The organism is Planococcus chinensis (genome assembly GCF_020071995.1).
GTDB classification, from domain to species: domain Bacteria; phylum Bacillota; class Bacilli; order Bacillales_A; family Planococcaceae; genus Planococcus; species Planococcus chinensis_A.
This window is the reverse complement of the sequence record NZ_JABWTK010000001.1, coordinates 21994-42762: the sequence shown is the minus strand read 5'-3', so window position 1 is coordinate 42762 and position 20769 is coordinate 21994. Positions and strand designations below refer to the sequence as shown.

Here is a 20769-nt window from a genome sequence, read left to right as displayed (position 1 = left end):
CCCTCCGGATAGCGAAGCTTTTACCAAGCTGTGGATAGTTGGTAACTCTCGTTTATCCTAAAAGTTATCCACATGTTATTTTTCTGCTTTCACGAACGATAGTTGTCATTTGTTAAGAGGGAGTTCATAAATATTACAATAGCATTACAAAGGAAAAGACTTAATTTAAGATGAAATCATTCTATTAATTCTCCTTTATTTAGCACTTTAAATAATTCTTATATGGACAAAAACGAAGGTCTTTTCCCTCTCAATTTGCTCCTTTCCTTCTACAGAAAGAGCGGATGACGGTGAAAAACGTCCATCAGGAGCGATTTCTTAAGTGCTCTCCCTGTAAAACTCTACAAAAAAACCACCAAACGCCGTTAAACGTTTAGTGGTCTCTTCTCCCTCTATCAAACTTCCGGAGGCGGTGCACCCATAGCGGCCCATTCCTCTTTCGCCGGCCCGTACAGCCCCGGCACCTTCAATCCGGCTTGACGCATCAACACCGTCATCTGGCCGCGGTGATGGATCTGGTGCGTATACAGCACCTTCAAAATCGTTGCCACATTCCACATCTCACCGTACATATCGTGCTCTTCTTTTAAAGTCTCGTCCGTCCAATTTTCTTTCATCGCCGTCACCATCGATTGATTGGAAAAACGGTACGCTTCTGCAATTTCTTCCGCTGTCTCCGGAACCGGCGCGCCAAACTTCGCACTTGAAAATTGAAGGCCCGTGTGGCTGACCATTTCATCCAGGCTCGTCACTAAATGCCACCCCAAGCGCCCGAGTGTCCGATAGCCATCCGCAACTTGCTGCTGGAGCGATTCGTCCGTCAAGGCATCTAGGATCCGCTGGGTCGCTGCCGCTTCATCGTGCCAATCCGTAAAAAATTCTTCCAAATTGGTAAACATCGTCTTCCTCCTGTCATGTCTTTGTTTGTACTTTATTCGTGAAAAAATCCGCTTTTCCTGCATAAAAAAAGGAGTTGTCCCAAAAGCAATTTAGGGCAACTCCTTTGCGACGAAGCTAGCGCAGCGATGCAGGAGTACAATGTTTGCCCTCGCCACTTTCCGCTTCACTTCGTTCACTTTTTTTATAAAGTATCTCTTTTATTATAAAAAGTGAAAGAGCAGACATGCTATTTATTCATAGTTATCTAACGATATGGAGCAAACCAGCGGAGAAAACCGTACTGCTCCTGCGCAAGCTCGTCGCAAAGACATGGCTTCGCAAGCTTCAGCCATTGTCTTGCCTGCGGGAAAGCGAGACAGCTGAGACCCCGCAAGAAATGATTGGGCTTTGCCCAATCATTTGCGACGAAGCTAGCGCAGCGATGCAGGAGCACAAGGTTTTCGAAGCGGCTGAGGAGGCTTGGCGGATCGCCCGCGGCAAGCGCAGCTGGTTTGCGAAATATCGGAGATATTCTAAGGGGAATTTTTTTTATATCTTTTTCAACAAGCTGAAAAACGGATCCATGTATGGATCCGTTTCTCTTTTTTACAACGCGGAGTTATCAACAAGCTCCAGTTCAAAGTCCATCAATTCGCCATTTCGGTAAGCTTTGACTGCCAAGGTATCGCCAATTTTCTTTTCGTTGTATAAATGCTTCCGCAATTCGATGATGTCGCCGACCGGTTCGCCGTCCATCTCAACAATTACATCAAATTGCTGCATGCCTGCTTTAGCCGCTGCGGAGCCGTTCACAACCGAGTTGACGACTACACCTTCCTTGACGTCTGCCGGTAGGTTCAAGGTCTCTTCACGCTGCGCCTGAGGCACTTGTACCAAGTCCATTAACGTGACGCCCATCGCCGGACGGATCATTTCGCCGTTCTGTTCAATCGACTCGAGTACCGGCAACGCTGAATTGATCGGAATGGCGAAGCCGATTCCTTCAACCGCATCGGTCGCAATTTTCATTGAGTTGATGCCGATCAGCTGCCCTGCCAAGTTAACAAGGGCGCCTCCACTGTTGCCTGGGTTGATCGCTGCATCTGTCTGCAGCACTTCTGCCTGCCAGTCTTCTGAGCCATTGCCGTCCAGATCCACCGGAACCGCCCGGTCTGTCCCGGAGACCACGCCGGTCGTTACCGAACCTGAAAAATCAAGGCCGAGCGGGTTGCCGATTGCAATGACTGTTTCGCCACGTTTCAATACATCCGAATCTCCAAGTTCCACAACATCTGGCACATTGGTATCGTCCATCTCCAGTACCGCCAGATCCGTCCAGACATCGCTTCCAACAAGGGTCGCTTCCACTTTTGAACCATCTGACAGCGTCAATTCGATGCCGCTTGCGCCTTCAATCACGTGATGGTTTGTCACCACATACGCTTTTCCGCCTTCATTTTTATAAATGACTCCTGAGCCGGTTCCAACCGCCTGTTCCTGCCCTTGGCCCTGTGACCAGAAATCGTTGGCCGCCTGCAGATTCGACACACCGACTACCGCATCCGCTGCCTCTTCCACCGCTGCTGTTACATCTGTCGTGATTTCAACGGAAGTTGTCGCTGATTGCCGGTCCGTTTCCGTTAGTTGTGTACTGGTAGCTGTGTCATTTTTCGGAGCAAGCCCCGGCACTGAAGAAAACAATAGCCACACCAACAACGCGCCAATTGCCACTCCTGCTAGGCCAGCCAAAAATGTGCCTGCGCGGCGCGGTTTCGGCTGTCCTGACGGATTATTGTAATATCCCATTCGTTTCATCCTCTCTTCGCTCTTCCTATACTCTTATATAGCCTTAGTTTATGAAGGCGAAACAGACAATTCAAGCGGTAAATATGGCGAAAATGAAAATAAAAAACCGGAAGCATGGCTGCTTCCGGTTTTTATTCACTCACACAATCACTAATTCAGTCGGCACATTGGCGTCGGTATCCAGTAAATCAACGTATTCCCCGACAATGATGCCTTTGGTTTGCAAGGTTTGCTCGACGCTCATGCGCGCCAAGTCCTTCATATTGTTGTCTTTGCTTAAATGCGACAAGTAAATGCGCGTCGGCTTTTCCGCCATGACTTCGCTCATCGCCACTGCCGCATCTTCGTTTGATACGTGTCCGACATCACTGAGGATGCGGCGTTTGACGGACCAAGGGTAGCGGCCCATCTGCAGCATGCCGACGTCGTGGTTGCTTTCAAACACAAATGCATCAGCTGCCTGGATGACGCCCTTCATCCGGTCGCTGACATAGCCCGTATCGGTGATGAGCGCCAGCTTGCGGCCATTTTCATGGAACACATAAAACATGGGATCTGCTGCATCGTGCGATACCGCAAAAGATTCGATATCAAGTGAGCCGAAGGTTTTCACCGTATCCATGTCAAAGTGGAAGCGCTGTTCCATAGGAATCGCGCCCACCAGCCCGTCCATCGCCTGCCAGGTTTTCGCATTGGCGTAGATCGGCACTTTGTGTTTCCGCGCGACAATTCCGAGGCCTTTAATATGGTCACTGTGCTCATGCGTCACCAGAATGCCGTCCAGGTTATTCATTTTTTTGCCGATTGCGGCAAACAGCTCTTCCATTTTCCGTCCGCTGAGCCCTGCATCGACCAAAAATGAATGCTGGTCATTTTCTATATAAATAGCATTGCCGCTTGAGCCGCTTGCTAATACGCTAAACCGCATAATAAAAATCTCCTTATTGTGTAACTTCTGCTTGCTCTGTCTTTTTCAGTTCAATGACATCCCCTTTTACCGCATTCACAAAAAATTCTTCTGCCGTTCCGTCTTCGAACGTCGCTTGAATGCGCCATGTTGGAAGGAACATCTGTGTATTTTCTGATACCGTTACGTATTCCGAATAGCCAAGATCGGCTGAATCGATTTCCGTATTGGATGGCAGGAATCTCTTCTGATAAAGGTTATGAATCGCCTGAACAGGTGAAATCAGGTCTTTTTGCTGTTCCCCTTCGACGATATTCTCGAAGATGGCTTGTTCATAATGCGTAATTTCTCCATCGTCGTTCCAGTAAACCTGCAAGTTTCCACTGTCGCTGTAGAACAAGGGCTCCCCGTTGATTTCCTGAAAAAACATGGCTCTTTTTTGTTGTTCTTCAATCTTCCATAAGCCATATTGTTCTCCTTCGTAAATGGTTTCTTCTACGAATTCCTCCAGTGTTTCCGTGCTTATTTTATCGTCAAGCGGTATGGGTTCCGTAAAGCTGACGGACAATAATTTATCATTTCTCCGGTTCTCTTTCAAGTCTACACCCGGAACGTCCGTCGCTACAAATGTTTTCATCGTGCCCGTCACATAAGGCAAAGTTCCAGCGGATTCCGGCAAATCAGCGTACGTGATGCCTTCCGCTTCCAGCTTTTCTTCATTCGAAGATTCTGTGAGGAAAACCACGCTTTCCGCTTCTTTGTACCGCTCCAGATACAGAGAGTACAAAAACACATTGAGTATGGCAAAGACAATGATGAAAATGGATTTGGTTTTATTCCAATCCAACTTGCCCACCTCCTAACTCTTCTTTCGTTAAGCGGGTCCATACGCCTTCGGATTTAAAGTACCAGGCCGGCTGCAAACTCAACAGCCGCGCCGGGTCTTTGTCGTCCAGCGTCAGCTCATAGCCAGGTACGATATCGGTAATGTTCTTCAGGTCCTGCTCTTTTAAATGAGTGATGGCATGCAGCGCCGCTTTTCCTGAAGGCAAAATGGCTGTGCCGGTTTCCGCCCACGATTCCAATACATAGAAAGGGCGTTTATAGCGGAATACCTGCTCCATTTCCGCGTCAATTCCCCATACCAGCTCCAACTCGGTTGAAAGTGTCGGGCTGAATACCGGCATATTGTCTAAGAAAAGCCGGTACTCGATCTGCTGATTCAAAGGACTCATCGAAAAGTAGCGGTAGTCATTTGTCCAGCCGCTATGGCTATTGACAAAGTCGACCGTTTCAAAAAGCAATTCGGACGGAATAGCGGGATCCTGTGTTTCCGCTTTTGGCTGGACGTAATTGATGCTTTTTTGGCTGCTGTCAACGCTCATCAATGCATCTGATTCATCGCTGTATTCTTCATTCGCCAAATCGCCGGTAGATTGGACGCGGCCTGGATTTTCAAAAAGCCCGTCCACAAACTTCTGGCTCGCGATATCTTCCTGCAAGTATCGGTAGGTATTCATTTCGAATGCACTTTCCGGCACATAAATCGGCAAAGCCCCGATGTCTTCATTGGTGATAAAAGTTTCATACTTAAAAGCGGGCTCCACCACTACCGATTGGAATTGTTCCAATTCTGAAGCGGGCACATTTGCCTGGAGCACGCGGCCGGTTCGGGTGTTGATGAAGTAAAGCGTGAAATCGGCATTTCCCGTTTCGCTCCAGTCAACTACCAGCCGGTCGAACGATGCTTCCGGGATGGTGTCAGCAGACACTTCCATGATGGTATCGAAAACCGGAAACGGCACCGGTCCCGGGAAATACAAGACGGCACGGTTCGGTTCATGCATATAGGATTTCAACACATTCATCGGCGCTTCTTCAGCAAGCGACAGCACATCCCGGATTTGCCATTGCTTCATGACTTCCAGGAGCCGATCGACTTGCTCTTTTTCGGTTGTTCCGGTAACCACATCATTATAATGATAAAGCACTTTGCTCGGTTGGACGACTTCTTCCATGGTTTTCGTCTTTCCAAGAGCCACTTCAATGGCCGGCGTCGTTTCAATCCGGTCAAATCCCGGCGTAAATGTCCAAATGATAAAGGTCAGGAAAAGGCTGAGCGCAATCAGCAAAAACAAAGCGATTGATTTGATGTATTCGATATACTTCATTCCCACTCACCTCCGACATCCTCTTCAAATGGCAGCGTGAAGAAAATAGTCGTCCCTTTTCCGTACTGGCTTTCAGCCCAGATATGGCCGCCATGTGCATTGATCATTTCTTTTGAAATGGCAAGGCCAAGGCCCGTGCCTCCCATTGCCCGGGAACGCGCCCGGTCAACCCGGTAGAACCGGTCAAAAATCTTATCCACATTCTCTTTTGGAATGCCCATGCCCTGGTCGGCAATGCGGATCAGAATAAAACCATCTTCGATGGTCATCGCAAAGCGGATTTTCCCGCCTTCCGGCGAATACTTGAGCGCATTGGAAATGATGTTGTCGATGACTTGCGTCAATTTGTCCGGATCGATTTCGACAAAATACTGTTCGTCCGGAAGTTCGCGCTCAAAATAGACATTTTGGGATTTCGACATCTCAAAGCGGTCGATGATGCGGTTGAAGAATACATTGAACTCGACCATTTCTTTGTTGGTTTCCGTTTCGCTGGCATCCATTTTCGATAGCTTCAGCAAATCGTTGACCAGGCGGATCATCCGTTCCGTTTCAGTCTGCGTAACATTCAAAAACGTCGGAGCCAGTTCCTGGTCTTGCCACGCTCCGTCAGCAAGCGCTTCAAGATAGCTTCTCATCGTAGTCAACGGCGTACGCAATTCATGCGATACATTGGCCACAAATTCACGGCGTTCCATATCGATTTTTTCCTGTTCGGTATTGTCATGCAATACTGCAATAACACCGTTCACAAAGCCGGTTTCTTTCTGGATGACTGAAAAACTTGCCCGCAGGAGCGCACTTTCGTCATACGAACTGAAATCCAGCGTGATGGCATCTTTTAAATGGATCAAATCTTCAAAGGTATATTCGGAATCCAGCCCCAACACGGAAGTGATTGGCCGGTTGATGACCGTTTCACGTGAAACATTCAGCAATCGGAGTCCGGGATCGTTGATTAAAATAACGCGCCCTCTCCGGTCGGTCGACAGAACGCCGTCGGTCATATTGGCAAGTACAGACGCCAGCTTCCGCCGTTCGCTTTCTGTGGACTGCTGGGATTCCTGCAGCCGGTTGGTCAGGTTATTGAACGACTTCGCCAATTGCCCGATTTCGTCATTTCCGTAAACGCGCACCTTCCGGGAGAAATTCCCTCTCGCCATTGCCTGGGCTTGCCGCCGCATATCGGAAATCGGCTTGGAAATCGTCTGGGCTACCAGCACACCGAGCACTGCCGTTACAGCCAGTGCAATGGCGGTCCCGACTGCCAAAATGGCGTTGATGTCGTCCATCTGGTTGTAGACATTTTCAATATCCGCTTCCATATATAAAGTACCGAGCACTTCGCCGCCCTCTGCGATAATCGGCTGAGTTCGGACCCACACTCGGTCTGCTTGGTTATTTACATACGTCCGTTCATCGGGCGTTTCCGCCACAATCGACTGCGTCACGATATCCAGTGTGGAACGCTGGCCGACCAAAGACTGGTTGTCTGTGGCGGAAGAAGCCAAAATCCGGTACCTGGCATCCACTACCCGGATTTCATCAATGTCCGATGATTGAAAACCAGCCAGTACAGAGCGCAGGCTTTCTTCAATCGTCGATTCTTCTTCGGTCCGCGGTTTGACCATTTCTTCCCGTACACTGAACTCGACAATATTCATTCGTTCTTCGATCGAGTCCTTAAAGTTCTTAGTTAAAGTTTCCTCAAGCTCTTGCGCAAAATAAAGGCCGATGATCTGCATCGCCAATAAGATCAATAAGAGGTAAATCAACACAAATTTCACATGAATCGATTTAAAAAAACTTACTTTCTGCATTCAACCTACTCCTGTTCAGGATTCCGCAAGTAATACCCTACTCCCCTGCGGGTAACGATCCATGCCGGATGGCTCGGATTGTCTTCAATTTTTTCACGAAGGCGCCGGATGGTTACATCGACTGTCCGGACGTCCCCGAAATAATCATAGCCCCAGACGGTCTGCAGCAAATGCTCGCGCGTCATCACTTGGCCAATATGTTTTCCAAGGTAATGCAATAATTCAAATTCACGGTGCGTCAGTTCAATTGTTTCATCGCGTTTTTGAACCAGATAGGCATCCGGCTGGATGATCAATGACCCGACTTCGATATCATTCGAATTCGGCCCTTCTTCTTCAAGCGGCACAACATTCTGGCGGCGCAGGTTGGCTTTCACCCGTGCAATCAGTTCACGTGTAGAAAACGGCTTGGTAACATAATCATCCGCTCCCAGTTCAAGGCCCAGCACTTTATCGATTTCCGAGTCTTTGGCCGTTAGCATGATAATCGGAAAATCGAATTTCTTACGGATTTCCCGGCATACTTCCATGCCGTCGCGGTTTGGAAGCATGATGTCCAAAAGCATCAAATCCGGCTGCACTTCCTCCGCGATTTTGATGGCTTCATCCCCGTCGTACGCACACAAAACATTAAAGCCCTCTTTTTTCAAATTAAACTGCAGAATGTCTGCAATCGGTTTTTCATCGTCAACAACCAAAATGGTTTTACTCATTTTTCTTTTCCCCCTTAGTCCAACATTTACTGATGGAATTTCGTCCGATGTACATTCTTTTCTACCCTTTACTTTATCACTGTTTTGGCGGTTTCGCACCTCTCACTGTCTGCCCGCTATTTCCCGGGAAATAACGAGGGGACGAAATGAAAAGGCCGGACGCTAAAAGGCGTCCGGCCTGTAGATGGTTACTTGATATATTTTAACGGGTCTTGCGTAACGCCGTTCAAAGAGACTTCAAAATGCAAATGGACGCCGGTAGATCGCCCGGTATTGCCCATATTCCCCAATTTCGTTCCTTGCGGGACTACATCTCCGACTTTGACGTCAATCGAAGACAAATGGGCATAGATGGTTTCATAACCGTTTTGATGGTCCACCACTACCCGCTTTCCAAATGTTCCCGCTGCTCCGGCCGCTTTTACCACACCATGGTCAGCAGACTTGATGGCCGGTCCGCTTGAACGGGCAATGTCGATGCCGTTATGGAGACGCCCCCAGCGATGGCCTCTTTTGCTGGTGATTTCGCCGCCTTCGGCCGGCCACGTGAATGTTCCGGTGCCGACTGACGGGGGAGGCATCGTACCGTTTGAAACGATATGGTCAATCGGCTCTAAGGTGGCTTGTTCTGCTAGGACTTCTTTCGAAACTTCCTGGCCGTTGACGGTTTCCACTTCCGAGGTAACATGCTTTCGGCCGTTTTTGCCTTGCTGCTTAAGCTTCGTTTCGCCCTTCAATAACTTGGGATCGTCTTCTTTCAGAGACTTATGCGGAATCAGTGCAATCTGTTTCTGCTGTTTTTTCACGTTCACCGTCACTAAAGGTCCGGCTGCCGATACATTCAACTGGGTGCCTGGCGCTAATTGAGCAAGGTTGATGCCCGGATTCAAAGCCGCAAGCTCTTCTGTTTCCATGCCGAACGCATCCGCCAATTTTTCGGCTTCATCGCCTTCACGGACAATGTAAGAACGCTCTCCCGTCAGCAAGTATTTCGCAGCCTGATCCGGTTCCATGACACCCGCCGGATTTGCCTGTTTCGCAGCTCCCGACAAGTTCTTGGTAATTGTTAAATCGATAAGGTTCGCCTGTCCCGGCTCCAATTCCGGCAAAGGTGCATTTGTCCGCTTCCGCTCTTCCCAGGCGGCCAGCTCTTCCGGGGTGGCGTAGGCCAGTTTCAATTGCTGGATCAAGGCCTCGTATGCCGCTTGATCTTTCACTTGAAGCACTTCCCGGCCATTGACTGATAATGCAAAAGCGGAAGCTTGGATTTCCACTTCTTTAGCAGCTGCCGCTAAAATTTCCTGTTCGTTTGGCAAACTGCGTTCAAACACTTTCTCTTCAACCACATTGAAGCTTTCGTCCACTTCCAGATCCAAAGCGGCAAATTGCGGCTGCAGCTGACTGCGTTTTTCGTCCATCATTTTTTCCACTGCCTGGTCGTCCGAAACTGTCCCCAGGTAGTGCCCATCATTATACAAGTGGTAAACCGGCTGAAGGCTGTGCTTGTTCTCTGACGTTGCAAATACCGGTGTGAAACTGAGCCCTGTCAGCAACAATGCTGAAGCTGCAGCTGCCTTTAAAAACGTCCGGCCGGCTGCCGGTTGTTGAATGTTCTTCATAAGTATTCGGTAACTCCTTTTGCTTCTATGTAAAGCCCGCTGGCTTTCGTGTGATTTAAATGAACCTTTCCCACTCTAGCACAATTTACCTTTAAATTAGCTGATTTTGAGGTCTGTAATCCAACTGAAGCATTCTTGCCAAATCCTTCTAAAAAGCCGAGAAAGACCAAAAAACCGACCCTTTTCTTGTATGCAGAAAGTAACAATCTTTTTTGCTTAACTTCAATAAAACACGTTTTTCCTATCACTTTTCTGTAATATTTGTCATATTGCATCCTGAAAATACCATGGGAAATGTGTCTTTTCTGTTAAATCCGTTTCCACTCATCAAAAAAGAGCTGAAACGGATACCGTTTCAGCTCTTTTAGGCTGTCGAGAAACCTTCGAGAACCTTTATGCATGTAGCTCTAAGTGGACGCGTTTCGCTTCATTCAGTTTAACTCTTTTTATTATAAAGAGTTGAAGAGTATGCATGCTATTTATTCATTTCTCTCTGCCGATATGTAGCAAACCAGCGCAGACGCCAGCGGGAAAGCGAGAAAGCCGAGACCCTGCAGGAGCGAAGCGACGAAGCGGCTTGGCGCTCGCCCGCGGCAAGCGAAGCTGGTTTGCGGAATATCGATTTAATAAGAAATATCTTTCTCAACATGATAAAAGAGCTGAAACGGATTTCGTTTCAGCTCTTTATATTTAATTTCCATTATTGCATATTAACGCCAAACGCTTGTTACGATGTTCGTCTGGTTGCGGTCTGGACCGACTGAGAAGATGGAAATCTGGACGCCTGTCAACTGGGCAATGCGCTCCAAGTAATGGCGTGCGTTTTCCGGAAGTTCATCCAACGATTTGCATTTCGTTACATCTTCCGACCAACCTGGCAGTTCTTCATAGACCGGTTCGCAATCTGCAAGCATGCGCAGGTTTGCCGGGTATTCTGTGATCAGCTCACCGTTGTAGCGGTAAGCTGTACAGATTTTCACCGTTTCAAGGCCTGTCAATACGTCAATCGAGTTAACCGTCAAATCCGTTAATCCGCTGACGCGACGTGCATGGCGGACAACGACACTGTCGAACCAGCCGATGCGGCGCGGACGTCCTGTTGTCGTGCCGTACTCTTTGCCGACTTCACGGATCTGCTGGCCGACTTCATCAAACAATTCCGTAGGGAACGGGCCGTCGCCAACGCGTGACGTATAGGCTTTACATACGCCGATGACGTGCTGGATCGTTGTCGGGCCGACGCCGGCACCGATCGTCACTCCGCCCGCTACCGGGTTTGAAGAAGTAACAAATGGATATGTACCTTGGTCGATATCCAGCATCACGCCTTGTGCGCCTTCAAAAAGAACGCGACGGCCGTCATCGATGGCATCGTTCAATACTTTTGAAGTATCGGTTACATACTTCGCAATTTCCTGGCCGTATTCATAATACTCTTCCATGATTTCTTCAACCGTGAAGCCTTCCGTTTCATAGAACTTCTCGAACATCCGGTTTTTCTCGTTCAAGTTCATGCGAAGCTTCTCCTCGAACACAATATGATCCAAAAGATCCGCCATGCGGATGCCGACACGCGCCGCTTTGTCCATATAAGCGGGCCCGATGCCTTTTCCTGTTGTTCCGATTTTGTTGGCTCCGCGTCTTGCTTCTTCCACTTCGTCCTGCTTGATGTGGTAAGGCAAGATGACGTGTGCGCGGTTGGAAATGCGCAGGTTTTCAGTTGTGACGCCTCGTGTATGCAGCGCTTTAAGTTCTTTTACAAGTGCTTTCGGATCTACTACCATACCGTTGCCGATCACTGAAATTTTATCCTTGTAGAAAATCCCTGATGGAATCAAATGCAGCTTGTACGTTTCGCCGTCGAAAATGATGGTATGTCCGGCATTGTTGCCGCCTTGGTAACGCGCAATTACTTCTGCGTGTTCGGATAGAAAATCCGTAATTTTCCCTTTTCCTTCGTCTCCCCATTGCGTTCCTACTACTACGACTGATGTCATCGTCCGCACCTCCGTTAGGCTTATGCCCTTGTTTCAACAGACTCAATTGTACCAAGCAAAAGGATCCGAGTCAATGAAAAATACAAGAAAACACGAACGATGAATGCAAACTCACATTCATACGTTCGTGTTTTTAAAAGTCACCACCGGATTCGTGCTGGCTCCAGTCGATTGTGACGAATTTATTGTATTCCTTCACGAATGCCAATTTAACCGTTCCGGTCGGGCCGTTACGCTGCTTGGCAATAATGATCTCAATCATGTTCTGATCTTCAGTTTCTTTGTCGTAGTAATCTTCACGGTACAGGAAGGAAACGATATCGGCATCCTGCTCAATCGATCCGGATTCACGCAAATCCGACATCATCGGCCGTTTGTCTTGCCGCTGCTCAACGCCACGGGACAACTGGGAAAGCGCGATAACCGGCACTTCCAATTCCCGCGCCAAGCCTTTCAGCGAGCGGGAGATATCCGATACTTCCTGCTGGCGGTTCTCACCGGATTTTCCGGGTCCCTGGATCAGCTGAAGATAATCGATCATGATCATGCCTAGACCGTATTCCTGTTTCAGACGGCGGCATTTCGCACGGATATCATTGACCCGGATTCCCGGTGTATCATCGATAAAAATTCCGGCGTTGGACAAGCTGCCCATCGCCATCGTCAATTTGCGCCAGTCTTCGTTCTGGAGCGCCCCGGTCCGCATGACTTGTGCATCGATATTTCCTTCTGCACAAAGCATACGCATGACTAGCTGTTCAGCACCCATCTCGAGACTGAAAATCGCGACGTTTTCGTCCGTTTTGGTGGCTACGTTCTGCGCCACGTTCAATGCGAAAGCCGTCTTACCGACAGAAGGCCGTGCAGCCACAATAATGAGGTCGTTTCGCTGGAACCCTGCCGTTATCTTATCCAGGTCCCGGAAGCCCGTAGGAATGCCTGTAACGTCGCCTTTGCGGGTATGCAACAGTTCAATGTTGTCGTAGGTCTTCACTAAGACATCTTTGATGTGAATAAAGTCGCCGGCATTTTTTCGGCTAGACACTTCCATCATTTTCTTCTCTGCTTCAGCAAGCAGCGCCTGCACTTCGTCTTCGCGCGTAAAGCCGTCTTCCACAATTGAAGTCGCTACGCGGATCAGACGCCGAAGAAGCGATTTCTCTTCAACGATATGGGCGTAATGCGCTACGTTCGCCGCAGTCGGAACCGCATTGGCAATTTCCGTTAAATACGACAGGCCGCCGACGTCTTCCAGTTCTTTTTTGGCGGATAATTCTTCTGTAACCGTTACAACATCAATCGCTTTGCCATGGTCCGATAAATTGAGCATGGTCTGGAAGATTTTCTGGTGCGCGATGCGGTAAAAATCTTCCGGCATGACAATTTCAGCCACGGAGATGAGCGACTGTGGTTCTAAAAAGATGGCCCCAATAACCGATTGCTCGGCTTCATGGTTATGCGGAGGGACGCGATCTATTGTTTCGTTCATTTGGTTCATGGGCTTACGCTTCTTCTGTTACGTGGACTTTAAGCGTAGCCGTGACATCCTGGTGTAATTTAACCGGAACGTTCGTGTAGCCTAGAGCGCGGATAGCATCGTCCAACTCCATCTTGCGCTTGTCCAGTTTGATGCCGTGTGTTTTTTCAAGTGCTGTCGCTACTTGTTTTGTTGTAATCGAACCGAATAGGCGGCCGCCTTCACCGGATTTCGCTTTCAGTTCAATCGTCAGGCTTTCCAGTTTTTCTTTCAGCGCTTTTGCATCTTCCAGCTCTTGGGCCGCTTCTTTTTCCTGCTTTTTCTTTTGGCCGGCCAATTGGCTGATAGCTGCCTGGTCCGCTTCTTTCGCCAAGTTGTTTTTCAGCAGAAAGTTATGGGCATAGCCGTCTGCTACGTTTTTCACTTCACCTTTTTTGCCTTTGCCTTTTACATCTTTCAAAAATATTACTCTCATTCCACTTTTCCTCCCTCATACTGTTCCGTTATCACTTGCTTTAATTGAGCGATTGCTTCGTCTATCGTCGCATCAGGCATCTGGGTTGCCGCATTCGTTAAATGGCCGCCGCCGCCCAGGTTCTCCATAGCAATCTGGACATTGACTTCACCCAATGAGCGGGCTGAAATGCCGATTCCGCCTTCGCTGCGTTCTGCAACCACAAATGACGCGTTGACGTCCTTCATCGTTAACAGGATGTCCGCCGTCTGGGCAATCAACACCGGGCTGTAGATCCGTCCGGCCTCGCCTCTGGCAATGGCAATGCCATTGCCGACAAATTCAACCGTCTGAACGATTTTGGCGCGTTCGACGTAGGTGTCCAGGTCTTCTTTCAATAAACGCTGTACAAGCACCGTATCGGCCCCGTTTGAGCGCAAATAAGAAGCTGCTTCAAACGTTCGGGCGCCGGTGCGCAGTGTAAAGCTTTTGGTATCGACAATAATGCCGGCAAGCATTGCCGTCGCTTCCAGCATCGACAGCTTCTCGTGTTTCGGCTGATACTCAATCAGCTCCGTGACCAATTCCGCTGTCGATGATGCATAAGGTTCCATATATACAAGCATCGTATTGGTGATGAATTCTTCTCCGCGGCGGTGATGGTCGATCAAGACAACCCGTTCCATCCGCTGAAGCACCCGTTCATCGATCACCATCGACGGTTTATGGGTATCCACAATGACCAGAAGGGAGTTGTCCGTCATTTCGGCCAGCGCTTCTTCCGGCGTGATAAAGCGGTCAAACAATTCGTCGTCCTGGCGTATCTCTTCCATCAGGCGCATAACCGAACGGTCGTATTCATTGAAATCAAGCACGATGCTGCTTTTAACTTTGTTCATCGCTGCCATTTTCGATACACCGACGGCTGCCCCGATGGCATCCATATCCGGCAATTTATGGCCCATCACGAAAACGTGGTCGCTTTCCTGGATCAAATCACGCAGCGCGTGCGAAATGACGCGCGCCCGCACCCGTGTCCGTTTTTCGACCGGATTCGTTTTGCCGCCGTAAAATTTCACTTTGCCGCTCGGGTTTTTAATCGCGACTTGGTCGCCGCCGCGTCCGAGCACCAAATCAAGGCCGGACTGGGCCATGCTGCCAAGCTCGACAAGTGATGCAGATCCCGCACCCACTCCAATGCTCAAAGTCAGCGCCAGATTGTCTTTTGACGTCACTTCCCGGATATCGTCCAGAATGGCGAACTTCGACAGTTCCAGCTCTTTTAAAATCGATTCATTGAAGACCGCCATGAAGCGGTCTGAAGAAATCCTTTTGACGAAAATGCCGTAATGCGCGCCCCATTCGTTGATGAGCGATGTCACCAGGCTGTTTAAATTGCTTCGTGTCTGGTCATCCATCCCTTGGGACAATTCATCGTAGTTATCGATAAACAAGATGCCGATCACTGTCCGGTCGGCGTAGTACAAGGTTTCGATTTCCACTTGTTCGGTAATATCGAATAAATAAAACAAACGGTCATCCGCCTTGTAATAAACCCGGTATTTGCGTTCGCCCAAGGCAATGATCATATCGGAAGCTTCTTCAGATTTCACCAATGTTTGAAATTCATCCGATAAGCTGTAAAGCGATTCCCCGATCAATGTGTCGTATTCCAGCGTTGATGTCATATAAGGGTTTGCCCATTCAATATCGAAGTTCTCATTGACCAGCAAAATCCCGATCGGCATTTCCAGAAGTGCTTCTTCGCCGACTTTTTTCATCCGGTAAGACAGCGTTTCTATGTGTTTTTCGGTGGCTTCGTACACCCGCTTTTCGGTAATCCAGGCATAGACAAACAGTGCACCGAAAAGAATGATGAATATGCCTCCTACCCATTCTGACCTCAACGAGATCAAAATTGCCGCTGCCAAACCAAGTATCAGCAGCGCCAATAAGGGGATTCGAAGTTTTCTTTGTCTAAAAAAAGCCGACATTTCTTTTCAGCTCCTCATTTTCCTTTGAAGTCATGTGCCCGTTTTACCCATCCCCGGATATCAAAACCGAGATCTACAATTCCGACAATGCTCGTAAACGACTGCAATGGAAATGCCAGAATCGTTACAAGAACAGCCACCCATTTTGGCCAGCCTTCTTGCTTGATGTAAAAATGATAAAAAGATACACCTTGCAGGAAAAGCAGGAATTGAAGCACAACGGATGCATTCATGAAAATCATATAAGGCATCGTTCCCGGCTGCAAATCTGACAGCATCGAAACGAGCAAAACAATTAAATAATACCATAATACACTTTTCGGCAATTTCATATCCCGAAAAGGCGGAAATTTTGGAACTTCAATGCCCAGACGCTTTAACACCGGCAGCAAAATCAGCAGCAACAGCCATACCGATATGAAAACCGACAGCACCAGCAAAGCCGGCAGCAAGGTTTCAAATGTCAGCGTCAGCTGATTGGCCATTTCATCAAACTCTTCCGTAGAAGCGCCGACCCGGTCCATTAAGGCACCGGTCTGTTTAAAAGATGCTTCCATCGCTGTCAGCATTTCTTCAATCACATTGATCCCGAGCAGCCAGATCGATGCCATGTACTGGAGCATCACCGATAACAGCAGCACGATGCTTGAAGCCATGAACATGAACAGTTTACTTTTTTTATAAAAAATCGACAGACCGATGACAAGGCCCAGCGGAATGTGGATCAGCGCAATCGGCAAGGCGAGAAGGCCGCCGACAATCGCTGATAAGATCAAACAGACCACCGAAAACAGAGCTGATGCTTGCCAGGCGTACTTGGCGCTGTACCAGGCGATCGGCACCGCTAAAAATAATGTCGTGACGACATTTAAAAGAGGCACGTATACAGAGATGGCCAGTAATACGGTAAATACGGCCGCCATCAATGCCCCTTGAGTAAGTTGGCTGGTTTGTTGATTTTGCATTTGCTTGTTTTTCCCCTTCTTTCGGGTGGATTTCATCCTTGTAATTGTAACATGATTAAGGTTTTGGAACAAAAAAGGGAAGTCCCGGAAGAAAGCAGGGACCGATTTTGGACCAAAAAAAAAAGACCGGTTTCCCGGTCTCTTCTTTCGAAAGTAAAAAAGCATAATTGCTTTTCTTACTTATCTTTCTTCCGCAACAAACGGTAGAAGTGCCATGATACGAGCGCGTTTGATAGCGATTGTCAACTTACGTTGCCATTTAGCGCTTGTGCCTGTAACACGACGTGGCAAGATTTTTCCTCGTTCAGAAATGAATTTCTTCAACAAGTCAGTATCTTTGTAGTCGATGTATGTGATGTTGTTAGAAGTGAAATAACAAACCTTTTTGCGTTTCTTTCCTCCGCGACGTGGTGCCATATCGAATTACCTCCCTTTTAGTAGAATTTTTCGTTCACCGTAAGTCCAGTCCGTCTTAGAACGGCAAATCGTCATCCGATACTTCGATCGGGCCGCTGCCGCTTGAGAATGGATCCTGGTCTACACGTGTATAGTTTTGCTGACTTGGCGATTGATTGTTCTGCTGATAGGACGGCTGTTGTCCTTGTGAACGATCTGCATTAGCCCCAGAGTTTTTCGGTTCAAGGAATTGAACACTGTCTGCGACTACTTCAGTCGTATAAACGCGTTTTCCGTCTTGTCCCTCGTAGCTTCCGGTTTGAATGCGGCCTTCTACACCTGCCAAGCTTCCTTTTTTCAGGAAGTTTGCTGTGTTTTCAGCTTGTTTGCGCCAAACAGTACAATTGATAAAATCCGTTTCCTTTTCGCCTTGCGCATTGGAGAAGGTACGGTTTACAGCAAGTGTAAAACGGGCCACCGCCGCTCCGCTTGGAGTATAGCGAAGATCAGGATCTTTTGTCAGTCTTCCGACTAAAACAACTCGGTTAATCATCAGAATTCAACCTCCTTTAGTCAATATTTACAGCTTCATATGCTTACGCGTCTTTGCGTACAGCGATATGACGGATAATGTCTTCGTTAATGTTCGCAAGACGTGTGTATTCGTTGATAGCTTCAGAACCAGCGTTTACTTTTACGATTTGGTAGAAACCTTCACGTAAATCGTTGATTTCGTAAGCTAAACGACGTTTACCCCACTCTTTCGACTCGATGATTTCAGCACCGTTTGAAGTAAGGATCTCGTTAAAACGCTCAACTAGCGCTTTTTTCGCTTCCTCTTCAATTGCAGGCTGCATGATGTACATTAATTCATACTCTCTCATCGTGTTGTCACCTCCTCATGGACTTGGGCCCTGCTGATTCCAGCGGGCAAGGAGCAAGCAATTCATATTATTACTCACATCAATGTATTGTATCATAGATGAAGATGCGCCGCAAGCATGTTTTTCAGCTATGGATGGGCTATACTGAAAGCAATTAGCGAAGGAAGTGATGGGATGGAACCGACGCATACGATTGAACTCAAAATGGAAGAAATCGCGCCAAAGGCATTATGGACCAACGTCTTTTTAGTCGTGCTTTTTGCCGCTGCCTACCATTACCTGGCCGAACCGTTGTCGTTCCGCTTTTCTTTGACTGGCATTTTCCTATTTATTTTCGGCTATATCGCCCTGATTGTGCTTCACGAAGCGTTTCATTTGATCGGCTTTCTATTGTTCGGCAAGGTTACGCTTGCGTCTTTGAAATACGGCGTCAATTTAAAACTGGGCATCGCCTATGCCACAACGACCACCGCTCTCCGCAACAGGGCCATGAAAAAAGCGCTGCTGCTGCCTTTTTGGGCCACTGCTGTTATTCCGACTATCCTTGGTTTCTGGCTGGACAGCCAAGTGCTCGTCCTGCTCGGCGCTATGCTCGCTGCCGGTGCCATCGGCGACTTTTACATGTACCGGGCGCTTCTTAAAGAACGCAAGGATGCCTGGGTGCTGGACGATCCGGAATTGCCCCGGCTCCATATATATGAACATAACCCCAATCAAAAAAGCGCTGATCAATGATCAGCGCTTTTTCATATGAATTAATAGGCGCCTTCAACTGCTAATACGTCCCAGTTGCCGCTCTCCACTTTTTCTTTTAATTGTTCTTTCATGGTGGCTACATAAACGGCCGTTTGCAAAACTTCTCCGTCTGTCTCCACTTCGATTCTCACTTTGTTGAAAAGATCTGTGGCAGCTCCGCCTGAATAATCTTCCAGGTAGTCGATTGCCGGCCAAAGCGCTTCAGGAATGTCGTAGACTTCTCCCTGCACTTCGCCTTTGCCGTTTACATCCATTGCCGGATAGCCAAGCCCGGTATCGTAGAGATCCCCTTTTGCTACTGCGTGTTTTGCTACTAATGCTGCTTCTCCCAGATAATCATGGTACTTGCCGCCGCGTTTCAATGTTCCATATACAAATAATAACATTTTAATCCTCCTATTCAAAAACCGAATGCGATTAGGCATCCGGTCATTTTTTAGTTTTATCCATGGCTAAGGGGTCTTTACGTTTTCGGACTTGCTTATTTTAATAAATGGCCTGTAGAAAGGGAACGCCGTTTCGCTTTTATTATCCAGCTGCAACGGCCAGGTTCTCGGGTCATAAGCCAACCCGGTGTCTAGTTCAGTGCCTAGCTCTTCGGCTCATAAGCCAACCCGACTGTGTGGCATAAATCGCCGCTTCGCCGGTCCGTCTTATGCCTGTCGAACCTGAACGGCCGTTTCACTTTTAAACGTTAAATCTAAATAGCATGACGTCTCCGTCTTGTACTACGTATTCTTTTCCTTCTTGGCGCACTTTACCGGCTTCTTTAGCAGCAGCCATGGAACCTGTTTCGATAAGGTCCTCGTAAGCTACGGTTTCTGCACGGATAAATCCGCGTTCGAAGTCCGAGTGGATGACGCCTGCGCATTGAGGGGCTTTCATGCCTTTTTTGAATGTCCAAGCACGTACTTCCTGCACACCGGCAGTAAAGTAAGTAGCAAGGCCAAGCAAATTATACGAAGCTTTGATCAATTGATCCAAACCGGATTCTTTGATGCCTAGCTCTTCCAGGAACATTTCTTTTTCTTCGTCTTCCAGTTCAGCCATTTCTTCTTCGATCTTCGCACAAACGACGATGACCTGTGAATTTTGCTGAGCAGCATAGTCGCGGACTTTTTGTACATATTCGTTGTCTTCTGCATCAGCAATTTCATCTTCTGCTACGTTTGCTACGTAAAGCATCGGTTTCAATGTCAACAGATTCAAGTTTTTCGCAATGCGCAATTCGTCTTCCGTGAAATCGATTGAACGCGCCAAATCTCCAGCTTCAAATGCTTCACGAAGTTTCATCAATACCGGCTCTTCTGCAACGGCATCTTTGTCTTTTTGCTTCACTAATTTAGCAGCACGGGCAATTCGTTTTTCGATGCTTTCCATGTCCGCAAGAATCAATTCCAAGTTAATGACTTCAATATCTGAAATCGGATCAACTTTCCCGGATACATGCGTAACGTTTTCGTCAGCAAAGCAGCGTACCACTTGAACGATCGCATCCACTTCGCGGATATGCGAAAGGAATTTGTTTCCAAGTCCTTCACCTTTGCTGGCGCCTTTTACGATGCCGGCGATGTCAGTGAATTCAAAAGCTGTAGGAACGGTTTTCTTAGGCACAACCAGCTCAGTCAATTTGTTTAAGCGCTCATCCGGAACTTCTACGATCCCGACGTTTGGATCTATCGTACAGAACGGATAGTTGGCTGCTTCAGCCCCCGCCTTTGTAATAGCGTTGAATAATGTGGATTTCCCCACGTTTGGTAAACCTACAATCCCTGCAGTTAATGCCAAAGGATTCACGACCTTTCTTCTCTCTAACACGAATTATTTTTAGCAACCATTCCATTATAGGAACGAAATATCAATCTGTCCATTTTTCAAAACTTATATAAATTCATTACTATTCCTATATAAGTATTGTCTTTATACTCATA

20 protein-coding genes are annotated in these 20769 nt (G+C 47.8%); 1 reads left to right on the top strand and 19 read right to left on the bottom strand.

The window, feature by feature from the left end; translation table 11 throughout:
- Nucleotides 1-395: 395 nt before the first annotated feature.
- From HU147_RS00205 to rpsF, 17 genes are all read right to left on the bottom strand, one after another.
- A complete protein-coding gene (locus tag HU147_RS00205) occupies nt 396-899 on the bottom strand; it encodes a DinB family protein (RefSeq protein ID WP_224074317.1) in 504 nt (167 codons plus the stop codon).
- 586 nt (nt 900-1485) lie between these two features.
- Nucleotides 1486-2685 carry a S1C family serine protease gene (locus HU147_RS00200; protein ID WP_224074849.1) on the bottom strand — a complete coding sequence of 400 codons (1200 nt, stop codon included), beginning with the start codon at nt 2683-2685 and terminating at the stop codon, nt 1486-1488.
- Nucleotides 2686-2824: 139 nt separating this feature from the next.
- The gene (locus tag HU147_RS00195; RefSeq protein ID WP_224074316.1) at nt 2825-3613 is read right to left on the bottom strand and encodes an MBL fold metallo-hydrolase; all 789 of its coding nucleotides are present in this window, start codon (nt 3611-3613) and stop codon (nt 2825-2827) included.
- 13 nt (nt 3614-3626) lie between these two features.
- Nucleotides 3627-4439 carry a two-component system regulatory protein YycI gene (locus HU147_RS00190; RefSeq protein WP_224074315.1) on the bottom strand — a complete coding sequence of 271 codons (813 nt, stop codon included), beginning with the start codon at nt 4437-4439 and terminating at the stop codon, nt 3627-3629.
- Complete coding sequence (locus HU147_RS00185; protein WP_224074314.1) at nt 4426-5763, bottom strand: YycH family regulatory protein; 1338 nt, start codon at nt 5761-5763, stop codon at nt 4426-4428. Before HU147_RS00185 ends, HU147_RS00190 begins: the two co-directional genes overlap by 14 nt.
- Nucleotides 5760-7583, bottom strand: coding sequence for a cell wall metabolism sensor histidine kinase WalK (gene walK, locus HU147_RS00180; protein ID WP_224074313.1), 1824 nt, complete (start codon nt 7581-7583; stop codon nt 5760-5762). The genes HU147_RS00185 and walK overlap by 4 nt, the downstream gene beginning before the upstream one ends.
- A gap of 5 nt (nt 7584-7588) precedes the next feature.
- Entirely contained in the window at nt 7589-8296 is a 708-nt protein-coding gene (yycF, locus tag HU147_RS00175) for a response regulator YycF (RefSeq protein WP_036810904.1), read from the bottom strand.
- Nucleotides 8297-8484: 188 nt separating this feature from the next.
- A complete protein-coding gene (locus HU147_RS00170; protein WP_224074312.1) occupies nt 8485-9915 on the bottom strand; it encodes a peptidoglycan DD-metalloendopeptidase family protein in 1431 nt (476 codons plus the stop codon).
- Nucleotides 9912-10190 (bottom strand): hypothetical protein, encoded by a 279-nt coding sequence (locus HU147_RS00165; RefSeq protein WP_224074311.1) that lies wholly within the window; start codon nt 10188-10190, stop codon nt 9912-9914. Before HU147_RS00165 ends, HU147_RS00170 begins: the two co-directional genes overlap by 4 nt.
- Nucleotides 10191-10625: 435 nt before the next feature.
- Nucleotides 10626-11912, bottom strand: coding sequence for an adenylosuccinate synthase (locus tag HU147_RS00160; protein ID WP_224074310.1), 1287 nt, complete (start codon nt 11910-11912; stop codon nt 10626-10628).
- Between the two features lie 133 nt (nt 11913-12045).
- The gene (gene dnaB, locus HU147_RS00155; protein WP_224074848.1) at nt 12046-13401 is read right to left on the bottom strand and encodes a replicative DNA helicase; all 1356 of its coding nucleotides are present in this window, start codon (nt 13399-13401) and stop codon (nt 12046-12048) included.
- A 13-nt stretch (nt 13402-13414) separates the two neighbouring features.
- The gene (rplI, locus tag HU147_RS00150; RefSeq protein ID WP_220629586.1) at nt 13415-13864 is read right to left on the bottom strand and encodes a 50S ribosomal protein L9; all 450 of its coding nucleotides are present in this window, start codon (nt 13862-13864) and stop codon (nt 13415-13417) included.
- Nucleotides 13861-15837 (bottom strand): DHH family phosphoesterase, encoded by a 1977-nt coding sequence (locus tag HU147_RS00145; RefSeq protein WP_224074309.1) that lies wholly within the window; start codon nt 15835-15837, stop codon nt 13861-13863. The genes rplI and HU147_RS00145 overlap by 4 nt, the downstream gene beginning before the upstream one ends.
- A gap of 14 nt (nt 15838-15851) precedes the next feature.
- Nucleotides 15852-16802, bottom strand: a complete 951-nt coding sequence (locus HU147_RS00140) for a YybS family protein (RefSeq protein WP_224074308.1) — start codon at nt 16800-16802, stop codon at nt 15852-15854.
- Nucleotides 16803-16982: 180 nt separating this feature from the next.
- The gene (gene rpsR, locus HU147_RS00135) at nt 16983-17219 is read right to left on the bottom strand and encodes a 30S ribosomal protein S18 (RefSeq protein ID WP_146497913.1); all 237 of its coding nucleotides are present in this window, start codon (nt 17217-17219) and stop codon (nt 16983-16985) included.
- 55 nt (nt 17220-17274) lie between these two features.
- The gene (gene ssb, locus HU147_RS00130; protein WP_074511801.1) at nt 17275-17751 is read right to left on the bottom strand and encodes a single-stranded DNA-binding protein; all 477 of its coding nucleotides are present in this window, start codon (nt 17749-17751) and stop codon (nt 17275-17277) included.
- Between the two features lie 43 nt (nt 17752-17794).
- Nucleotides 17795-18082: a 30S ribosomal protein S6 gene (gene rpsF / locus HU147_RS00125; protein WP_074511803.1), complete on the bottom strand. Its 288-nt coding sequence runs from the start codon at nt 18080-18082 to the stop codon at nt 17795-17797.
- 174 nt (nt 18083-18256) lie between these two features.
- Here rpsF and HU147_RS00120 point away from each other — a divergent pair, with 174 nt between their 5' ends.
- Nucleotides 18257-18817, top strand: a complete 561-nt coding sequence (locus tag HU147_RS00120; protein WP_224074307.1) for a DUF3267 domain-containing protein — start codon at nt 18257-18259, stop codon at nt 18815-18817.
- A 20-nt stretch (nt 18818-18837) separates the two neighbouring features.
- Here the strand turns inward: HU147_RS00120 and HU147_RS00115 are convergent, their stop codons facing one another.
- The gene (locus HU147_RS00115) at nt 18838-19224 is read right to left on the bottom strand and encodes a gamma-glutamylcyclotransferase family protein (protein ID WP_224074306.1); all 387 of its coding nucleotides are present in this window, start codon (nt 19222-19224) and stop codon (nt 18838-18840) included.
- A gap of 301 nt (nt 19225-19525) precedes the next feature.
- On the bottom strand, nt 19526-20626 hold the full coding sequence (gene ychF, locus HU147_RS00110; protein ID WP_224074305.1) for a redox-regulated ATPase YchF: 1101 nt from the start codon (nt 20624-20626) through the stop codon (nt 19526-19528).
- Nucleotides 20627-20769: the final 143 nt, after the last annotated feature.

What these genes read in the sequence shown, in the direction of transcription:
- HU147_RS00195 (WP_224074316.1), bottom strand. Translation starts at nt 3,613, where the DNA reads ATGCGGTTTAGCGTATTAGCAAGCGGCTCAAGCGGCAATGCTATTTAT.
- rpsR (WP_146497913.1), bottom strand. Translation starts at nt 17,219, where the DNA reads ATGGCACCACGTCGCGGAGGAAAGAAACGCAAAAAGGTTTGTTATTTC.
- HU147_RS00165 (WP_224074311.1), bottom strand. Translation starts at nt 10,190, where the DNA reads ATGCAATATGACAAATATTACAGAAAAGTGATAGGAAAAACGTGTTTT.
- yycF (WP_036810904.1), bottom strand. Translation starts at nt 8,296, where the DNA reads ATGAGTAAAACCATTTTGGTTGTTGACGATGAAAAACCGATTGCAGAC.
- HU147_RS00200 (WP_224074849.1), bottom strand. Translation starts at nt 2,685, where the DNA reads ATGGGATATTACAATAATCCGTCAGGACAGCCGAAACCGCGCCGCGCA.
- HU147_RS00185 (WP_224074314.1), bottom strand. Translation starts at nt 5,763, where the DNA reads ATGAAGTATATCGAATACATCAAATCAATCGCTTTGTTTTTGCTGATT.
- HU147_RS00145 (WP_224074309.1), bottom strand. Translation starts at nt 15,837, where the DNA reads ATGTCGGCTTTTTTTAGACAAAGAAAACTTCGAATCCCCTTATTGGCG.
- HU147_RS00205 (WP_224074317.1), bottom strand. Translation starts at nt 899, where the DNA reads ATGTTTACCAATTTGGAAGAATTTTTTACGGATTGGCACGATGAAGCG.
- rpsF (WP_074511803.1), bottom strand. Translation starts at nt 18,082, where the DNA reads ATGAGAGAGTATGAATTAATGTACATCATGCAGCCTGCAATTGAAGAG.
- HU147_RS00170 (WP_224074312.1), bottom strand. Translation starts at nt 9,915, where the DNA reads ATGAAGAACATTCAACAACCGGCAGCCGGCCGGACGTTTTTAAAGGCA.
- dnaB (WP_224074848.1), bottom strand. Translation starts at nt 13,401, where the DNA reads ATGAACGAAACAATAGATCGCGTCCCTCCGCATAACCATGAAGCCGAG.
- HU147_RS00140 (WP_224074308.1), bottom strand. Translation starts at nt 16,802, where the DNA reads ATGCAAAATCAACAAACCAGCCAACTTACTCAAGGGGCATTGATGGCG.
- HU147_RS00160 (WP_224074310.1), bottom strand. Translation starts at nt 11,912, where the DNA reads ATGACATCAGTCGTAGTAGTAGGAACGCAATGGGGAGACGAAGGAAAA.
- HU147_RS00120 (WP_224074307.1), top strand. Translation starts at nt 18,257, where the DNA reads ATGGAACCGACGCATACGATTGAACTCAAAATGGAAGAAATCGCGCCA.
- HU147_RS00115 (WP_224074306.1), bottom strand. Translation starts at nt 19,224, where the DNA reads ATGTTATTATTTGTATATGGAACATTGAAACGCGGCGGCAAGTACCAT.
- ssb (WP_074511801.1), bottom strand. Translation starts at nt 17,751, where the DNA reads ATGATTAACCGAGTTGTTTTAGTCGGAAGACTGACAAAAGATCCTGAT.
- walK (WP_224074313.1), bottom strand. Translation starts at nt 7,583, where the DNA reads ATGCAGAAAGTAAGTTTTTTTAAATCGATTCATGTGAAATTTGTGTTG.
- rplI (WP_220629586.1), bottom strand. Translation starts at nt 13,864, where the DNA reads ATGAGAGTAATATTTTTGAAAGATGTAAAAGGCAAAGGCAAAAAAGGT.